We start from the raw sequence: 16,181 nt of genomic DNA, 5'->3' as shown, positions 1-16,181 counted from the left end.
CGACCGGCTCGATCGGCCCGGGGGGCGTCGGCGGAAATCGTGCAGTGCCCGCGCGGGGCCCCCGCCCCGGGATCGCTGCGCGGGCGGTGCAAGGCACTGGTCCCGGGCGCGGGGGGCCGCTATCTCTGCCCCATGCTCGCGACACATGTTCACGGCGACGCCACCGCCGCCCCGCCCCTTCTGATCGTCCATGGCCTTTTCGGGTCGGCCCGCAACTGGGGGGCCGTCGCCCGCCGGCTGTCCGACAGCCGCCGGGTGGTCGCGGTCGACATGCGCAACCATGCCGACAGCCCCTGGACCTCGACCCACGGCTATCCGGAGCTGGCCGCCGATCTGGCCGAGGTGATCGAGGCCGAGGGCGGGCGCGCCGACGTTCTGGGTCATTCGATGGGCGGCAAGGCGGCGATGGCACTGGCGCTGACCCGCCCCGGGCTGGTCGACCGGCTGATCGTGGCCGACATCGCGCCGGTGGCCTATGACCATACCCAGGTCGGGCTGATCCATGCGATGCGCGGGCTCGACCTGTCCGCCATCGAGCGGCGCGGCGACGCCGACCGGGCGCTGGCCGCCTCGGTCGAGGATCCCTCGACCCGGGCCTTCCTGCTGCAATCGCTGGATCTGCGGTCCAAGCCGCATCGCTGGCGGCTGAACCTCGACACGCTCGAGGCCGAGATGCCCCGGATCATGGACTGGCCCGAGGCCATCGACGGGCAGTTCGGCGGCCCGACGCTGGTGCTGGCCGGGGCGAACTCGACCTATATCCGCCCCGAACATCGCGACCGGATCAAGGCGCTGTTCCCGGCCGCGCGCTTTGCGAAGATCCCCGGCGCGGGGCATTGGCTCCACGCCGAGAAACCGAGAGAGTTCGAGGCGGCGGTGCGCGCCTTCCTCGACCTGGCGCCTAGCCCTCGGCCTTGAGCATCCGGGTCAGCGTGCCGTCCTTCTTGACGTATTGCCCCATCAGGGCGGCCGCCACGTGCAGCAGGATCAGCAGCACCAGGATCACGCGCAGCCCGGCATGCAGCCCCGCGGCCAGGCCCGAGCCCAGCGACCAGGCCAGCATGCCCGAGACGGGCAGCGCCACCATCAGCACGTAAAGCCCGCCATGGATCACCCGCGCCAGCAGGATCTGCGCGGGCGAATGGGTCGGATCGGGCGCCGGCACCCCGTGCAGGAACCGCAGCCCCAGCCGCCAGAAGGCCAGCACCAGGATCGACAGCCCGATCAGGATGTGCAGCCCCACCAGAAGGGTGAAGCCCTTCTCGCCCGTATCCATGTATTGCCCGAAGGCATGGCCCATGCCGTCCCCGAACAGGAACTGCACCACGACCAGCCCAAACACCGCCCAATGCAGGCGGATTTGCATCCTTGAATAGCCCTTGACCGACATCGATGGCCCTCCGATGGTCCTTTGCCCGAAACGACCGCCGGCGTCGCGGGCGGTCGGAAGATGGCCTGCGCCATTCGCCAGAACACCGGCACGGCCACCGCCCTCCCCGCTGCCGCAATGGGCGGGACCCGGCATCGGCGTGCCGTCGCCCGGGGCGGAGACGGCGGCAAGGCTCACGCCCGCAAAGGTAGTGGAATTCCGCGCGGCGGGCAGTGCGGCTTGGCGAAGCATCCCGCCCGTCCGGGGCGCAGGGGCGCCACCGGGCGCGCCGACCGGCGCGGCCGTTCAGAACGACCAGACCCGGCTCTGGCGGTCCAGCAGATCGCGCGCCATGGCATCGGGTTTCGCGACGCCCACGCCCTCGATCAGCGCCTCGGGTCCGGCGCCCCGCCCGGGCAGATAGATCGCACAGACCTCGGCCCGGGCCCCCTTGCCGATGGCGGCCGCAAGGGCGGTCTGCGGGCTTAACCCCGCCGGGGGCTGGGGCGCTGTGGCCGGTGCGGGCGGGTCTGCCAGCGCGATATCGCCCGCGGGCCCGCACAGCAGGACCCTGACCGCCGTCCCGCGATCGAGCGCCTGCAGCGTCAGGACAAGGCCCATCAGCTGGGTCTGCGGGTTCGGATCGGTCAGCACGGTGACAAGCCTGCGCACATCCCTGGCCGCCGCCGGGGCCGCTGCCAGCGCCAGTGCGACCGCCGCGATCAGGGTCGTTTTTCGGGGTGTCATGAGGTCTCTCCCTGTTCTCGAAACTCTTGCCTAAAGGGAATAGACCGCCGGGCCGGACCGGGCAGTGACTAAGGCACAGAGACGCGGAGACAAGGCCGAGGCCGGAGTTGACGCGCGGAATAGCACTTGACCGGAATCAAACGGACGGCACGGTATCGGTGGTAGGCTTGGCCGCACGCATCAGGGGAAGACAGGGATGATTTCACTCGACGATATCGAGGACATGACCAGCCTGACCCGCGACGAGATCGCGGCCATTGCACTTCACGAGCATGTCCCCGAGGCCGATGCCTCGCTGCTGGGCGAGTATCTCATGCATGTCCATAACGGCCCGCAGCGGGTGACGGCCATGATCTGCGACGACATCCGTGCCGCCCTGCATGCCGACGATCTGGACGGCGCGCGCGCCCTTTACGGCGTGCTGCACGCCTTCCTGATCGCCCATCCCGACGCTGCCCGAGGCGCCGACTAGAGGCCCCGACAGCGCACCTGCCGGGGCCAATCAGACGGTCGGTCAGACTTCGGGCAGGCCGCCCCGCAGGCGGTCGGCCTCGGCGCGGGTCGGCCAGCGCGGATCGGCTTGCTTGATCCGGCGCGAGACGACATAGGCCGAGGGCCAGGCGAGGATGCAGCCGATCCCGGCGCCGATGGCGACCGAGATCCAGCTGTAAAAGCCCAGCGAGAACATGACGATCACCAGCATCCCGGTGATGACGGCCCCGGTCATCGGGGTCAGAAGCAGGCTCAGACGGTCCATGAGATCCCTCCCTTTTCATGGGTCACGCAAGGGCACTACGCAGCCGAGCCCCCGGCGGATGCATCGGCCGCGGCCACGGTGCGTCACGAAGCGGTGAGCGGTCGGGCAAAAGCAGTCGGGTCAGGCGCTTCGGGTCCAGGGGAGCCGGGTCAGGGCATCGGCCCCTAGGGCGCGGCGATCCGCCGGGCAGTGACCTCGATCTCGATCTTCATCTCGGGCTCCTGCAGCCCGGCCGAGATCATCGTGGCTGCGGGCCGGGCCCGGGCAAAGGCCGCGGACACGACCGGCCAGCAGGCGGGCCAGTCGGCCGGATCGGGCAGGATGTAGCGGACCCGCACCACGTCGTCGAGCGTGGCCCCCGCCTCGGCCAGCGCCGCCGCGATGGTCGCCAGCGCATTGGCGCATTGGGTCTCGACCGCGGCGGGCATGGTCATGGTGGCATAGTCATAGCCGGTCGTCCCGGCCACGAAGACCCAGCCGTCGACGTCAACCGCGCGGGAATACCCGATCTTCGCCTCGAAGGGCGATCCGGTCGAGATCAGACGGCGGGCCAAGGCTCAGCCCGCGGTCTTTCCTTCCTTCTTGGAGTCGACATAGATCAACAGGGGCGCGGCCGCGGCATTGACCGCTTCCTCGTTGACCACCACTTCCTGCACCGAATCCATGCCCGGCAGGTCGAACATGGTGTCGAGCAGGATGTCTTCCATGATCGACCGCAGGCCGCGTGCGCCGGTCTTGCGCGCGATGGCGCGCTTGGCGATGGCGGACAGCGCATCGTCGGTGAAGGTCAGCTTGGTGTCTTCCAGATCGAAGAGCCGCTGATACTGCTTGACCAGCGCGTTCTTCGGCTCGGTCAGGATCTGCACCAGCGCGGCCTCGTCCAGATCGGTCAGCGTGGCGATCACCGGCAGACGGCCGACGAATTCGGGGATCAGGCCGAATTTCAGCAGGTCTTCGGGTTCCAGTTCCTTGAACATCTCGCCGACACCGCGCGAGTCGTTGTCCTTCACATCGGCGCCGAAGCCGATGGCAGACCCCTTGCCGCGCTGCGCGATGATCTTTTCAAGGCCGGCGAAGGCGCCGCCGCAGATGAAGAGGATATTCGTCGTGTCGACCTGCAGGAATTCCTGCTGCGGATGCTTGCGCCCGCCCTGCGGCGGCACCGAGGCGACGGTGCCTTCCATGATCTTCAGCAGGGCCTGCTGCACGCCCTCGCCCGACACGTCGCGGGTGATCGAGGGGTTGTCGGACTTGCGCGTGATCTTGTCGACCTCGTCGATATAGACGATGCCGCGCTGCGCGCGCTCGACGTTGTATTCCGACGCCTGCAGCAGCTTGAGAATGATGTTCTCGACATCCTCGCCGACATAGCCCGCCTCGGTCAGCGTGGTCGCGTCGGCCATGGTGAAGGGCACGTCGAGGATGCGCGCCAGCGTCTGCGCCAGCAGGGTCTTGCCGCAGCCCGTGGGGCCGATCAGCAGGATGTTGGACTTGGCCAGCTCGATATCGGCGGACTTGGCGCCGTGATTGAGGCGCTTGTAATGGTTGTGCACCGCGACGGACAGCACGCGCTTGGCATGCATCTGGCCGATCACGTAATCGTCCAGCACGTCGCAGATGTCGCGCGGCGTCGGCACGCCGTCGGTCGCCTTCAGCCCCGAGGTCTTGGTTTCCTCGCGGATGATGTCCATGCACAGCTCGACGCATTCGTCGCAGATGAACACCGTGGGTCCGGCGATCAGCTTGCGGACTTCGTGCTGGCTCTTGCCGCAGAACGAGCAGTAGAGCGTGTTCTTCGAGTCGCTGCCTGAATTCGTCGCCATGTCGGTCCTCTGCGGTCGTCGTCTGTGCCACCCTGTCCGGGCAGGAGCGGCTGGCTTACCTCGGTTGCCTCGGCCTCGGGTCAGCGTAGGCCAAGGCGCACCGGGGCACAATGTCAAATTCCTTACCCTTGGCGGGGCCGGATCGGGCCCCGCGCCGGGCGGAAGCGGTTACTTCGCGTCCTCGAGCGCGCTGCGGCTTTCGACGATCTCGTCGATCAGGCCCCAGCCCTTGGCGGTTTCGGCATCCATGAAATTGTCGCGTTCCAGCGCGTCGATCACCGACTGAAGATCCTGCCCGGTATGCTTGACATAGATCTGGTTCAGCCGGTCCTTCAGCTTCTGGGTTTCCTGGGCATGGATCATGATGTCGGTCGCCTGACCCTGGAACCCGCCCGAGGGCTGGTGCACCATGATCCGGCTGTTGGGCAGCGAGAAGCGCATGCCCGGCGCCCCGGCGGTCAGCAACAGCGAACCCATCGAGGCGGCCTGCCCGACCACCAGGGTCGAGACCTTCGGCTTGATGTATTGCATGGTGTCGTAGATCGACAGGCCCGAGGTCACAACGCCGCCCGGGCTGTTGATGTACATCGAGATGTCTTTCGACGGGTTCTCGGCCTCGAGATGCAGAAGCTGGGCCACGATCAGGCTCGACATGCCGTCGTGAATCGGCCCGGTGATGAAGATGATCCGCTCCTTCAGGAGGCGCGAGAAGATGTCATAGGCCCGCTCGCCACGAGAGGTCTGTTCGACCACCATGGGTACCAGGTTGTTCATGTAATGCTGGATCATGTCGGTCATAGTCGCCTGCCTCTGGGTACGTTCGGCCGTTGGATGCTGACGGGCGTGGATGCGCCCCGCGTGTCAGAACGAGTCTTAGTTTCGCGCCAGACCCCCTGCAAGGGCCATGGGATCTTTTCCTTTCCGCCGCGCCTGCCCCCTGCCCCGCCCGGGGCGCGGCCGCAAAGGTCGGGGACGGCCTGCCCAGGCTGCGCCGCGGCGCGTTAACGATCCGTCTCCAGGGGCGGTCGGCGCCCCGGACTGCTGCACCTCGACGCAGCGTCGCCGCGGGCGGCTGCCTATTCTTCGGGCAGCGTTTTCCGGATATCGCCCAGATCGAGGACGGGGGCTGCATCGAGATGGCCCGCATCCAGCAACGCCGCCACCCGTTCGAGCGCGGCGACCAGCATGGCCTGTTCATAGTCCGGCAGCTTTTCGAAGGCGGTGACATAGCGATCATGCAGCGGATCGGGCGCCCGGTCGATGGCGGCGCGGCCTTCGGACGTGATCGCGATGTTCATCTGACGGCGGTCGGTTTCGGACCGGCGCCGGTCGACCAGCCCCTTGGCCACCAGCCGGTCGATGAGGGTGGTCATGGTCGCCTGCGACACGCCCATCCGGGTCGCGATCGTCTTGGGCGTGCTCTGCCCGGTCTCGGCCACGATCTGCAAGACGCGGATCTGCACCGCAGTCAGCCCGGCGGCGCGGGCCAGTTCGCGCCCGTAAAGTTCGGTGGCTCGCAGGATGCGCCGCAGCGCTATCAGGCTCAGTTCGGACCGTTTCACGCCCCCTCCATCTGTCGGCAGCCCGTTGACCGCGCACGGATTTCACCAATCGACGGCAGGCGCAAGCGGAATGCGCTTAGACAGGCAAAATTCAAGGGAACATTTTCAGCAACCGCAGGTTGGCATAACGCGACATGTTCGGTGCATCGTAGTTCATTTTTGCGTCAATGTACCAAATTTTGTGCCTTTTACATCGGCATGTTGAAATTTCGTAAGGCTAACTATATTGAGGGCGCGTGTCAGACAGCCCGTGCCACAAGGAGGACAGCAGAGCCATGGCCACCACGATCCAAGCGACTCCCCGGCGCAAGTCGGCGCCGATCACCTTCCGATCGCCCACCGGCGCGGACGGTCCCGCCGTCTGGGCATTGATCCGCGCCTGCAAGCCGCTCGACGAGAACTCGATGTATTGCAACCTGATCCAGTGCGATCACTTCGCCGATACCTGCATCCTGGCCGAGATGGACGGCGAGATCGTCGGCTGGATCTCGGCCTATCTGCTGCCGAACGATCCCGAGACGCTGTTCGTCTGGCAGGTCGCGGTGTCGGACAAGGCACGCGGCCACGGACTGGGGCGGCGGATGCTGTTCGAACTGCTGGACCGCGAGGCCTGCGACGGCGTGATGCGGCTCAAGACCACGATCACCCGTGACAACGACGCCTCCTGGGGGCTGTTCCGCGGCATCGCCCGGCGTCTGGGCGCCCGCATTGAGGACGAACCCCATTTCACCCGGTCCGACCATTTCGACGGACGCCACGCCACCGAACACATGGTGACGATCCGGCTGGCCGAGGCCCTGCCCCGGGCGGCGTGACGGCGTTTTACCTGCGTTTCGTTTTTTCCCGTTCCAGAAACCCGAGGACATTCCCATGTCGACTGTTGAGACAGCCGAAACCGCCATTTACGACCGCCGCGAATCGGAGGTCCGGTCCTATTGCCGGAATTTTCCCGTCAGCTTCGCCCGCGCCGAGGGCGCGACCCTGACCGATGCCGACGGCAACAGCTATACCGACTTCCTCGCCGGGTGCTCGTCGCTGAACTACGGCCATAACGACCCCGACATGAAGGCCGCGCTGATCGCCCATATCGAACGCGACGGGCTGGCCCATGCGCTGGATCTGCATACCGAAGAGAAGGCGGCGTTCCTGACCGCCTTCGAACACCACATCCTGCGCCCGCGCGGGATGGAGCACCGGGTGATGATGACCGGCCCGACCGGCACCAACGCGGTCGAGGCGGCGCTGAAACTGGCGCGCAAGGTCACCGGGCGGCGCAACGTGATCGCCTTCTCGAACGGCTTTCACGGCATGACGCTGGGCGCGCTGGCCCTGACCGGCAATGCCGGCAAGCGCGGCGGCGCGGGCGTGCCGCTGCCCGACGTGACCCACATGCCCTTCGAGAACTCGATGGGCGATCTCGACACGCTCGACTATCTCGACACGATGCTGTCGAACCCGTCCTCGGGCATCGACGCGCCCGCCGCCTTCATCGTCGAGCTGGTGCAGGGCGAAGGCGGGCTGAATGCCGCCTCCTGCGAATGGGTGCAGGGGCTGGCGCGGCTTGCCGAAAAGCACGGCGCGCTGTTCATCGTCGACGACATCCAGGCCGGGATCGGCCGCACCGGCAGCTTCTTCAGCTTCGATCACATGGGCATCGAGCCCGACATGGTGACGCTGGCCAAGTCGCTGTCGGGTTTCGGGCTTCCCTTCGCCTGCGTGCTGGTCCGGCCTGAACACGACATCTGGAAGCCGGCCGAACATAACGGCACCTTCCGCGGCAACACCCATGCCTTCGTCACCGCCCGCGTCGCGCTCGAGAAATTCTGGGCCGATGACGACCTGCGCAACGAGGTGGCGCGCAAGTCGCAGGTGCTGGAAGAACGCCTGAGCCAGATCGCCGGCAGGATCGACGGCGCGGCACTGAAGGGCCGCGGCATGATGCGCGGCATCGACGTCGGTGACGGCGAGTTCGCGGCCCGCATCTGCGCCGACTGCTTCCGGCGCGGGCTGATCATCGAAACCTCGGGCGCCCAGGACGAGGTGGTCAAGGTGCTGGCCCCCCTGACCATCCCGATGGAACAGTTCCGAAAGGGGCTCGACATCCTCGATGCCGCCGTCGAAGCCTGCGCCCCTTTTCCTATCGCAGCGGAGTAAGACAATGATTGTACGCGATTTTCACAAGCTCAAGGACACCGACAAGGCCGTGTCGGATGCGCGCTGGACCTCGGTCCGGATGCTGCTGGCCGATGACGGGATGGGCTTTTCCTTCCACATCACGACGCTGCAGGCGGGCTCGGAACACACCTTCCACTACAAGCACCATTTCGAAAGCGTCTACTGCATCTCGGGCAAGGGCTCGATCACCGACCTGGCCTCGGGCGAAACCTTCCAGATCCGGCCCGGTGTGATGTACGCGCTCGACCAGCACGACCACCACACCCTGCGGGCCGAGGAAGAACTGGTGATGGCCTGCTGCTTCAACCCGCCGGTCACCGGCACCGAGGTTCACCGCGAAGACGGGTCCTACGCGCCCGTCGCCGAACTCGCCGACTGATCCCAATAAAGGACGTCCCCGGGGCAACCCGGCGGGCTTAGAAACAGTGACCAAGCGACATCATACCGTCGAGAAGATCGGCGGCACATCCATGGCGCGGGTCCACGAATTGGTGGACACGCTTTTCACCCGGGGCCGAGAGGCGCCGGAGTACGGCCGCATCTTCGTGGTCTCGGCCTTCGGCGGCATTACCGACCTGCTGCTGGAACAGAAGAAAACCGGCGAGCCCGGGGTCTACGGGCTTTTTGCCAATGCCGATAACGACCACGCCTGGTCGGACGCGCTGAACCGCGTCGCGGGCGCGATGCGCGAGGCCCATGGCAAGGTCCTGGACCATCCGGCCGACATCGCCGCCGCCGACGATTTCGTGCGCGAGCGGATCGAGGGCGCGCGTTCCTGCCTGATCGACCTGCAGCGGCTGTGTTCCTACGGGCATTTCCGGCTGGCCCATCACATGGGCCTGATCCGCGAGCTGCTGTCGGGGCTGGGCGAGGCGCATTCCGCCTTTGCCACGGCCGCGCTCCTGCGGCGGCGCGGGATCGACGCGCGTTTCGTCGATCTGTCGGGCTGGCGGGACGAAACCGAATGCACGCTCGAGGATCGCATCGTCGAGGGGCTGCGCGATGTCGACATCTTCCACGAGATGCCGATCGTGACCGGCTATGCGCAGTGTTCCGAAGGGCTGATGGCCGAATTCGACCGCGGCTATTCCGAAGTGACCTTCGCCCGGATCGCGGCCCTGACCGGCGCGGGCGAGGCGATCATCCACAAGGAGTTCCACCTGTCCTCGGCCGATCCGAAACTGGTCGGCGCCGATGCGGTGGTGAAGCTGGGTCATACCAACTACGACGTGGCCGACCAGCTGTCGAACATGGGCATGGAGGCGGTGCATCCCAAGGCCGCCAAGATGCTGCGGCAGGCGGGCATTCCCTTGCGCGTGACCAATGCCTTCGAGCCCGAGGACCCGGGCACGCTGATCGACGATGCCGAAGCGGAAACCGCGCGGGTCGAGATGGTGACCGGGCTTGGCGTCTATGCGCTTGAGCTGTTCGAACAGGACATGGTGGGCGTGAAGGGTTATGACAGCGCGATTCTCGACGTGCTGACCCGGCATCAGGTGCGGATCGTCGCCAAGACCTCGAACGCGAACACCATCACGCATTATCTCGACGCGCCGCTGAAATCGGTGCGCCGGGTCGAACGCGATCTCGAGGCCAAATTCCCGGGCGCCACGCTGACCGCGCGCAATCTGGCGGTGGTGGCCGCGATCGGGCGCGACCTGAAGGGGCTGAAGGTTCTGGCCCGCGGGCTCGCCGCGCTCGAGGCGGGCGGGATCGACCCCGTCGCCGTGCAGCAGACCACCCGCGATGTCGATGCCCAGTTCGTGGTGCCGCGCGAGGCCATGGACGATGCGATCCGCGCGCTGCACAGCGCCCTCGTCTCGGAGGGGCGGCAGCCCGAGGCGCTGGCCGCCTGACCTGCGCCCCGGCGATGGCCCACCACCCGGGCCACGGTGGCCCGGGAGCGGAAAGGCGGGAAAGGAACCGTCGGCGAGGCTGCGCCTAACCCGCGCAACTTGACCGAATGATCTGGAAAGAATGACTGGACCCCGTTTGGACGCATCCTTTCCCGGGCACAGTGTCTCGTGACGCCGCCTGCGAGGCAACTTGGGGAAAACCCGCAGATCCGCCCTCGGGAGGGCAATTCAGGCCACTTTCAGACCCGGTCGAGCGGGCGGTGCGGCCCGGGCGGCAGCTCGACCCCGACCGGATCGCCCGGCCGCAGTTCTCCGCCCGTCTCGACCACGCCCATCACCCCCGCCTTCCGCCGCAGGCTTCCGTCCGCCCGGTGCTCCAGCACCTCGGCCAGAAGCCCGGGGCGAAAGCTTTCGATCTGGGCGCAGGGATTGCGCAACCCGGTCACCCTGACGCGGGCCGTCGCGCCCAGATGCAGCACGGTCTCTTGCGGCAGGCCCAGAAGATCGAGCCCCCGCGTCAGGACGTTCTCGCCCAGATCGCCCGGCGCCAGCGCAATGCCCTTTGCGGCCAGCGTTTCCAGCAATTCGGCCCCGATCAGGTGAACCTGCCGCAAGTTGGGCGCAGTCGGATCCCGCCGCACGCGCGACAGGTGCTGCACCGTCGCCCCGGCATGGGCATCGCCCTCGACGCCAAGCCCCGCGATCAGCCGGATCGACGGCTGGCAGGTCTTGGAAAACCGGTGCGTTCCGTCCCGGGCGACCGTCACCACCTTGCCTTGCATCCTCGCCCCCTTACCCTGACAGATGACACCTGCGGGGACCGCTCCGGTCCCGCCGGGACGGGTTTACACGGGCTTGTGCGACAGGTCCGTTTCATTTTTGATCTTTCCCGGCCCCCGCGCCGGACCGCCATGAAGGAGACTGCCGCATGCGCCTGACCGCCTCCCGTCTTGCCCGGGCCTGCCTTCCGGGCCTGCTGACAGGCCTCGCGCTGCCTGCGCTGGCCGCCGACCCGGACCCGGCCGACTGGCCCGCCGTGCTGGCCGAAGCCAAGGGCCAGACCGTCTACTGGAACGCCTGGGGCGGGGCTGCGGCCACCAACGACTTCATTCGCTGGGCCGCAAACGAGGTCGGGGACCGCTACGGCGTGACGATCGAGCATGTGAAGCTGGCCGACACCGCCGATGCGGTCAGCCGGGTGCTGGCCGAAAAGACCGCCGGAAAGGACACTGGCGGCGCGGTCGATCTTGTCTGGATCAACGGCGCCAATTTCGCTGCTATGAAAGAGGCGGGTCTCTTGTTCGGCCCCTGGGCCGGGGATCTGCCCAACTGGCGCTTCGTCGATACCGAGGGCAAGCCCGCCGTCACCGCCGATTTCACCGTCCCGACCGAGGGGTTCGAATCCCCTTGGGCGATGGCACAGGTGGTCTTCTATCACGACACCGCCCGGCTGGCCGAGCCGCCGAAGACCATGCCCGCGCTGCTGGACTGGGCCCGCGCCCATCCGGGCCGCTTCACCTATCCGCAGCCGCCCGACTTCCTCGGGACCACCTTCCTCAAGCAGGCGCTCTACGAGTTGGCCCCCGACCCGTCGGTTCTGCAAACCCCCGCCGACGAGGCCGGATATGACGCCGTGACCGCACCGCTCTGGGCCTTTCTCGACGATCTGACCCCGCATCTGTGGCGGCAGGGCCGGGCCTATCCGCAAACCGGCCCGCAACAGCTGCAACTGATGGCCGATGGCGAGATCGACCTTGCGATCTCGTTCAGCCCGGGCGAGGCCTCGACCGCCATTGCCAATGGGCAACTGCCCGACACCGTCCGGACCTTCGTGCTGGAGGGCGGCACCATCGGCAATGCCAGCTTCGTCGCCATCCCCTACAACGCCTCGGCCAAGGCAGGCGCGATGGTGCTGGCGAATTTCCTCATCTCGCCCGAGGCGCAGGCCCATGCCCAGGACCCCGACATTCTGGGCTATGGCACCGTGCTGGCGATGGACAAGCTCGCCCCCGAGGACCGCGCCCGGTTCGAGGCGCTCGATCTTGGCATCGCCACCCTCTCGCCCGCCGAGCTTGGCCCCGCCTTGCCCGAGCCGCATCCCTACTGGGCCACCCGGATCGAGGCCGACTGGACCGCACGTTACGGCACGGCGCGGTAGCCCATGCGCCCGCTGCGCGCCGCGCCCGCGCTGACATTGGCGCTGATGCTGGGGCCGGTGCTGGCCGGACTTGCCGGAACCCTCGCCCCGGCGCTGGGGGTGTTGCCGGCGCTGGGCGGTCACACGCTCAGCCTCGCGCCCGCCCGCGCGCTTGCCGCCTGGCCGGGCCTTTGGCAGGCGGTGGCGCTGTCGGTCGGGACCGGGCTTGCCGCCACGATCCTCGCGCTGGTCACGGTCACGCTGTTCGCCGCCGGATGGACCGGCACACGGGCGATGGCCCTGCTTGAACGGCTGCTCTCGCCGCTTCTGGCGGTGCCGCATGTGGCCGCCGCGCTGGGGCTGGCCTTCCTGATCGCCCCCTCGGGCTGGATCGCGCGCGCCCTGTCGCCCTGGGCCACCGGCTGGCAGCGCCCGCCCGATCTGCTGATCCTGCAGGACCCGCTGGGGCTGGCGATGATCGCGGGGCTCGCCGCCAAGGAAATCCCGTTTCTGTTTCTGATGACGCTGGCCGCCCTGCCGCAGGCGGCACCCGCCCGGCGGCTGACCATAGCGCGCGCGCTGGGATACGGGCGGACGACCGGCTGGCTCAAGGCGGTCTTTCCGGCCGTCTATGCCCAGATCCGGCTGCCGGTCTATGCGGTGCTGGCCTATTCGATGTCGGCGGTCGATGTGGCCATCGTGCTGGGCCCCTCGACGCCGCCGCCGCTGGCGGTGCAGGTGGTGCGCTGGATGTCCGATCCCGACCTGAGCCTCAGGTTCCAGGCCGCGGCCGGGGCGATCCTGCAACTGGGGCTGGTGCTTGCGGTCCTTGCGCTGTGGCGGCTGGGAGAGCTGGCGGCGGCGCGGCTTGGGCGCCGCTGGGCCGAGGGCGGCGCGCGGCGTCTGGCCGAGCCCCTGCTGCGCGCCGCCGGTCTGGGGCTTGCGGCGCTGGCGGCAGCGGCGGTGATCCTCGGGCTGGCCGGGCTCGCGCTCTGGTCGATCGCGGGTTTCTGGGGCTTTCCCGACGCCCTGCCGGACGGCATCGGGCTGCGAAGCTGGGCGCGCCACGGCCCGGCCCTGATCGCGCCCGCGCGCGAGACGCTGGTCCTCGCAGCGCTGGCGACGGCCCTCGCGCTGGCCCTGACGCTGGCCTGCCTCGAGGCCGAGCATCGCTTCGGGCTTGCCCCCGGCAGCCGCAGCCTCTGGCTTTTGTACCTGCCGCTGCTGGTGCCGCAAGTGGCCTTCCTGCCGGGGTTGCAGACCCTTGCGCTGAGCCTCGGCGCGGGGACCGGGCGCGGTACGGTGGTGCTGGCCCATCTGGTCTTCGTGCTGCCCTATGTCTTTCTCGCGCTCTCGGCGCCCTGGCGGGCCTGGGACCCGCGCCATGCCACCGTGGCCGCGGCCCTTGGCGCCGGTCCCGGCCGCATCTTCCGGACCGTACGGTTGCCGATGCTGCTGGCGCCGGTCCTGACCGCCGCGGCGGTGGGCTTCGCGGTTTCGGTCGGGCAATATCTGCCGACCTTGCTGCCCGGTGGCGGGCGGATCAGGACCCTCACGACCGAGGCGGTGGCGCTGGCCGCAGGCGGCGACCGGCGGATCATCGGCGTGACCGTGCTGGTCCAGACCGTCCTTGTCGCGGCGCCCTTCGCGCTGGCGCTGGCGGCGCCCCGGCTGGTCTTCCGCCACCGCCGCGGGATGCGGGGGGCCGGATGACGGGACTGCGGCTTGAGAATATCGTCCTCGCCCGGGGGGGCGAACCGCTGATCGCGGTCGAGGCCCATGTCGCCCCCGGCGAGGTTCTCAGCGTGATGGGGCCCTCGGGCTCGGGCAAGTCGACGCTGCTGGCCGCGGTGATCGGCACCCTGCCTCCGGCCTTCACCATGACCGGCCGCGTCGTGCTGAACGGGCGCGACGTGACCGCCCTGCCGCCCGAGGCGCGGAAGATCGGCATCCTCTATCAGGACGAGCTGCTGTTTCCCCATCTCAGCGTCGGCGGCAACCTCGCCTTCGCCCTGCCCCGCGCACTGCGCGGCCGCAAGGCCCGCCGCGCGCGGATCGAGGCCGCGCTGGACGAGATCGGCATGACCGGGTTTGCCGACCGCGACCCGGCCACTTTGTCGGGCGGGCAGAAGGCCCGGGTCGCGCTGATGCGGATGCTCTTGGCCGAGCCGCAGGCGCTGTTGCTGGACGAACCCTTTTCGCGGCTCGATGCCGCGCTGAGGGACCAGATCCGCGCGCTGGTCTTTGCCCGCGCGCGGGACCGGGGATTGCCGGTCCTGCTGGTCACCCATGACCGGGCCGATGCCGAAGCGGCAGGCGGCCCGGTGATCGCGCTGTGATATCAGATCACGACGACGTCCAGGGGCGGGAAGCCGTTGAAGCCGACCGAGGAATAGCTGGACGTATAGGCGCCGCAGTTGCGGATGATGACCTTGTCGCCCGAGCGAAGCCCCACCGGCAGCTGGACCGGGCGCTTTTCATACAGCACGTCGGCGCTGTCGCAGGACGGACCGGCAAGAATGCAGGGGCCGGTCGCCTCGTGATCGCGGTCGGTCGCGAACTGGTAGCGGATCGCCTCGTCCATGGTTTCGGCCAGACCCGAGAACTTGCCGATGTCCAGATAGACCCAGCGATAGGTGTCGTCGTCGGATTTCTGCGACACCAGCATCACCTCGGCCGCGATGGCGCCAGCCTCGGCCACCATGCCACGGCCCGGCTCGGCCATCACACGCGGAACCGCGCCGAAACGCTCGGTCACCAGACGCATCACCTCGGCCGCGTAAAGCGCGGGCGGCTGCACGTCTTCGCCGTAATAGGCCGGGAAACCGCCGCCGATGTTCAGAAGGTCCAGATCGTAGCCCTCGGCACGGGCGGCGTGCCAGATTTCGGCCACCTCGTTCAGCACCGGCACCCACATGTCGGCGCGGCGGGTCTGGCTGCCGACATGGAAGGACAGCCCGGCCGGACGCAGACCCAGCGCGACGGCGCGGGCCATCAGCGGCGCGACCTTCGCGGGCGCGCAGCCGAACTTGCGGCTGAGCGGCCAGTCGGCCTGCGAGGCGGTGACCAGCACGCGGATATAGACCTCGGCGCCCGGGGCGTGTTCGGCGATCTTGTCCAGCTCTTCCTCGGCATCGGCCGCGAAGAGGGTCACGCCCGCGCGATGGGCGAAGGCGATGTCGGCGACGCGCTTGACGGTGTTGCCGAAGGAAATCTGATGCGGCGCGGCGCCGAGCCCGAGGCACAGTTCGATCTCGCCGCGCGAGGCGGCGTCGAAATGGCAGCCGAGGCCGACAAGGCGCTCGATCACTTCGCGGGCGGGGTTCGCCTTGACCGCGTAATGGATGGCGGCCTGACCGAGGCCCGCGCGCAGCGCATGAAAGCGGTCCGCGACGCGATCGGTGTCAAGCACCAGGGTCGGGCGCTCGAAGCTGTTGGCACGAATGTAGGATTCGACGCGGGAGTTCGACAGCACATCGGTGCCGCCGACGAAGTCGGCTTGCGTAGCGTACATGGTCATCTCCAATAGACCCGGCCATCTATGACCGCTCAGTTCCAAGGGAGACGTTACCGTCGCTACGTGACCATGAGGGCCAGAGGCGCGTGCGTTGGCGTCTGTAAATCGGCCAAATAGGGCCGGACCTGAGTCGACGCAAGAGAAAATCAGAGGCGAGTCGTCGTTTTCCGCCGGCTACACGAAAGCGTGATCCGAAGAGCTCGGGATCGGCCGGGGAATCGGGTATTTTTGCCAAGAA

General features: G+C 68.0%; 18 protein-coding genes. 9 read left to right on the top strand and 9 right to left on the bottom strand.

What is annotated here, in order from left to right:
• The first annotated feature begins 132 nt into the window (after positions 1-132).
• Positions 133-918, top strand: coding sequence for an alpha/beta fold hydrolase (locus C8N38_RS16485; RefSeq protein ID WP_108028245.1), 786 nt, complete (start codon positions 133-135; stop codon positions 916-918).
• Here the strand turns inward: C8N38_RS16485 and C8N38_RS21440 are convergent.
• The gene (locus tag C8N38_RS21440; RefSeq protein WP_158272372.1) at positions 902-1,366 is read right to left on the bottom strand and encodes a cytochrome b; all 465 of its coding nucleotides are present in this window, start codon (positions 1,364-1,366) and stop codon (positions 902-904) included. The genes C8N38_RS16485 and C8N38_RS21440 overlap by 17 nt on opposite strands.
• A 309-nt stretch (positions 1,367-1,675) precedes the next feature.
• Positions 1,676-2,116: a DsrE family protein gene (locus C8N38_RS16475; protein WP_108028243.1), complete on the bottom strand. Its 441-nt coding sequence runs from the start codon at positions 2,114-2,116 to the stop codon at positions 1,676-1,678.
• Between the two features lie 196 nt (positions 2,117-2,312).
• Here C8N38_RS16475 and C8N38_RS16470 point away from each other — a divergent pair, with 196 nt between their 5' ends.
• On the top strand, positions 2,313-2,588 hold the full coding sequence (locus C8N38_RS16470; protein WP_108028242.1) for a hypothetical protein: 276 nt from the start codon (positions 2,313-2,315) through the stop codon (positions 2,586-2,588).
• Between the two features lie 42 nt (positions 2,589-2,630).
• Here C8N38_RS16470 and C8N38_RS16465 read toward each other — a convergent pair whose 3' ends face one another.
• From C8N38_RS16465 to C8N38_RS16445, 5 genes are all read right to left on the bottom strand, one after another.
• Positions 2,631-2,873 (bottom strand): hypothetical protein, encoded by a 243-nt coding sequence (locus C8N38_RS16465; protein WP_108028241.1) that lies wholly within the window; start codon positions 2,871-2,873, stop codon positions 2,631-2,633.
• A 164-nt stretch (positions 2,874-3,037) separates the two neighbouring features.
• Positions 3,038-3,427: a Rid family hydrolase gene (locus C8N38_RS16460; protein ID WP_108028240.1), complete on the bottom strand. Its 390-nt coding sequence runs from the start codon at positions 3,425-3,427 to the stop codon at positions 3,038-3,040.
• A 3-nt stretch (positions 3,428-3,430) separates the two neighbouring features.
• On the bottom strand, positions 3,431-4,696 hold the full coding sequence (gene clpX, locus C8N38_RS16455) for an ATP-dependent Clp protease ATP-binding subunit ClpX (RefSeq protein ID WP_108028239.1): 1,266 nt from the start codon (positions 4,694-4,696) through the stop codon (positions 3,431-3,433).
• A 168-nt stretch (positions 4,697-4,864) separates the two neighbouring features.
• Positions 4,865-5,494, bottom strand: a complete 630-nt coding sequence (locus C8N38_RS16450; protein ID WP_108028238.1) for an ATP-dependent Clp protease proteolytic subunit — start codon at positions 5,492-5,494, stop codon at positions 4,865-4,867.
• 278 nt (positions 5,495-5,772) lie between these two features.
• A complete protein-coding gene (locus tag C8N38_RS16445; RefSeq protein WP_108028237.1) occupies positions 5,773-6,258 on the bottom strand; it encodes a MarR family winged helix-turn-helix transcriptional regulator in 486 nt (161 codons plus the stop codon).
• A gap of 275 nt (positions 6,259-6,533) precedes the next feature.
• Between C8N38_RS16445 and ectA the strand changes: the two genes are divergently transcribed.
• From ectA to C8N38_RS16425, 4 genes are read left to right on the top strand one after another with little or no spacing between them, the layout of a single operon-like run.
• A complete protein-coding gene (gene ectA / locus C8N38_RS16440; RefSeq protein WP_108028236.1) occupies positions 6,534-7,073 on the top strand; it encodes a diaminobutyrate acetyltransferase in 540 nt (179 codons plus the stop codon).
• Between the two features lie 55 nt (positions 7,074-7,128).
• Positions 7,129-8,412 carry a diaminobutyrate--2-oxoglutarate transaminase gene (gene ectB, locus C8N38_RS16435; protein ID WP_108028235.1) on the top strand — a complete coding sequence of 428 codons (1,284 nt, stop codon included), beginning with the start codon at positions 7,129-7,131 and terminating at the stop codon, positions 8,410-8,412.
• 4 nt (positions 8,413-8,416) lie between these two features.
• Positions 8,417-8,812, top strand: coding sequence for an ectoine synthase (locus tag C8N38_RS16430; protein ID WP_108028234.1), 396 nt, complete (start codon positions 8,417-8,419; stop codon positions 8,810-8,812).
• Between the two features lie 46 nt (positions 8,813-8,858).
• Positions 8,859-10,289 carry an aspartate kinase gene (locus C8N38_RS16425; RefSeq protein ID WP_108028233.1) on the top strand — a complete coding sequence of 477 codons (1,431 nt, stop codon included), beginning with the start codon at positions 8,859-8,861 and terminating at the stop codon, positions 10,287-10,289.
• Positions 10,290-10,528: 239 nt separating this feature from the next.
• Here C8N38_RS16425 and C8N38_RS16420 read toward each other — a convergent pair whose 3' ends face one another.
• Positions 10,529-11,071, bottom strand: a complete 543-nt coding sequence (locus C8N38_RS16420) for an MOSC domain-containing protein (RefSeq protein ID WP_108028232.1) — start codon at positions 11,069-11,071, stop codon at positions 10,529-10,531.
• A 146-nt stretch (positions 11,072-11,217) separates the two neighbouring features.
• On the opposite strand from C8N38_RS16420, the gene C8N38_RS16415 reads away from it, so the two are divergent.
• From C8N38_RS16415 to C8N38_RS16405, 3 genes are read left to right on the top strand one after another with little or no spacing between them, the layout of a single operon-like run.
• On the top strand, positions 11,218-12,447 hold the full coding sequence (locus tag C8N38_RS16415) for an ABC transporter substrate-binding protein (protein WP_108028231.1): 1,230 nt from the start codon (positions 11,218-11,220) through the stop codon (positions 12,445-12,447).
• Between the two features lie 3 nt (positions 12,448-12,450).
• Entirely contained in the window at positions 12,451-14,139 is a 1,689-nt protein-coding gene (locus C8N38_RS16410) for an ABC transporter permease (RefSeq protein WP_108028230.1), read from the top strand.
• Complete coding sequence (locus tag C8N38_RS16405; RefSeq protein WP_108028229.1) at positions 14,136-14,765, top strand: ATP-binding cassette domain-containing protein; 630 nt, start codon at positions 14,136-14,138, stop codon at positions 14,763-14,765. Before C8N38_RS16410 ends, C8N38_RS16405 begins: the two co-directional genes overlap by 4 nt.
• Positions 14,766-14,767: 2 nt before the next feature.
• On the opposite strand, the gene C8N38_RS16400 is transcribed toward C8N38_RS16405, so the two are convergent.
• A complete protein-coding gene (locus tag C8N38_RS16400; protein ID WP_425440052.1) occupies positions 14,768-15,940 on the bottom strand; it encodes a type III PLP-dependent enzyme in 1,173 nt (390 codons plus the stop codon).
• Between the last annotated feature and the right edge of the window lie 241 nt (positions 15,941-16,181).

Origin of the sequence: Rhodovulum kholense, assembly GCF_003053725.1 — a bacterium.
In the GTDB taxonomy this organism is placed as follows: domain Bacteria; phylum Pseudomonadota; class Alphaproteobacteria; order Rhodobacterales; family Rhodobacteraceae; genus Rhodovulum; species Rhodovulum kholense.
Note: the sequence above shows the minus strand (reverse complement) of the source record. Positions and strands in the feature narration are given on the sequence as shown.

Coding starts and splice junctions, on each gene's coding strand:
- C8N38_RS16485 (WP_108028245.1), top strand. CDS start 133: ATGCTCGCGACACATGTTCACGGCGACGCCACCGCCGCCCCGCCCCTT.
- C8N38_RS21440 (WP_158272372.1), bottom strand. CDS start 1,366: ATGCAAATCCGCCTGCATTGGGCGGTGTTTGGGCTGGTCGTGGTGCAG.
- C8N38_RS16475 (WP_108028243.1), bottom strand. CDS start 2,116: ATGACACCCCGAAAAACGACCCTGATCGCGGCGGTCGCACTGGCGCTG.
- C8N38_RS16470 (WP_108028242.1), top strand. CDS start 2,313: ATGATTTCACTCGACGATATCGAGGACATGACCAGCCTGACCCGCGAC.
- C8N38_RS16465 (WP_108028241.1), bottom strand. CDS start 2,873: ATGGACCGTCTGAGCCTGCTTCTGACCCCGATGACCGGGGCCGTCATC.
- clpX (WP_108028239.1), bottom strand. CDS start 4,696: ATGGCGACGAATTCAGGCAGCGACTCGAAGAACACGCTCTACTGCTCG.
- C8N38_RS16450 (WP_108028238.1), bottom strand. CDS start 5,494: ATGACCGACATGATCCAGCATTACATGAACAACCTGGTACCCATGGTG.
- ectA (WP_108028236.1), top strand. CDS start 6,534: ATGGCCACCACGATCCAAGCGACTCCCCGGCGCAAGTCGGCGCCGATC.
- ectB (WP_108028235.1), top strand. CDS start 7,129: ATGTCGACTGTTGAGACAGCCGAAACCGCCATTTACGACCGCCGCGAA.
- C8N38_RS16430 (WP_108028234.1), top strand. CDS start 8,417: ATGATTGTACGCGATTTTCACAAGCTCAAGGACACCGACAAGGCCGTG.
- C8N38_RS16420 (WP_108028232.1), bottom strand. CDS start 11,071: ATGCAAGGCAAGGTGGTGACGGTCGCCCGGGACGGAACGCACCGGTTT.
- C8N38_RS16415 (WP_108028231.1), top strand. CDS start 11,218: ATGCGCCTGACCGCCTCCCGTCTTGCCCGGGCCTGCCTTCCGGGCCTG.
- C8N38_RS16410 (WP_108028230.1), top strand. CDS start 12,451: ATGCGCCCGCTGCGCGCCGCGCCCGCGCTGACATTGGCGCTGATGCTG.
- C8N38_RS16405 (WP_108028229.1), top strand. CDS start 14,136: ATGACGGGACTGCGGCTTGAGAATATCGTCCTCGCCCGGGGGGGCGAA.
- C8N38_RS16400 (WP_425440052.1), bottom strand. CDS start 15,940: ATGTACGCTACGCAAGCCGACTTCGTCGGCGGCACCGATGTGCTGTCG.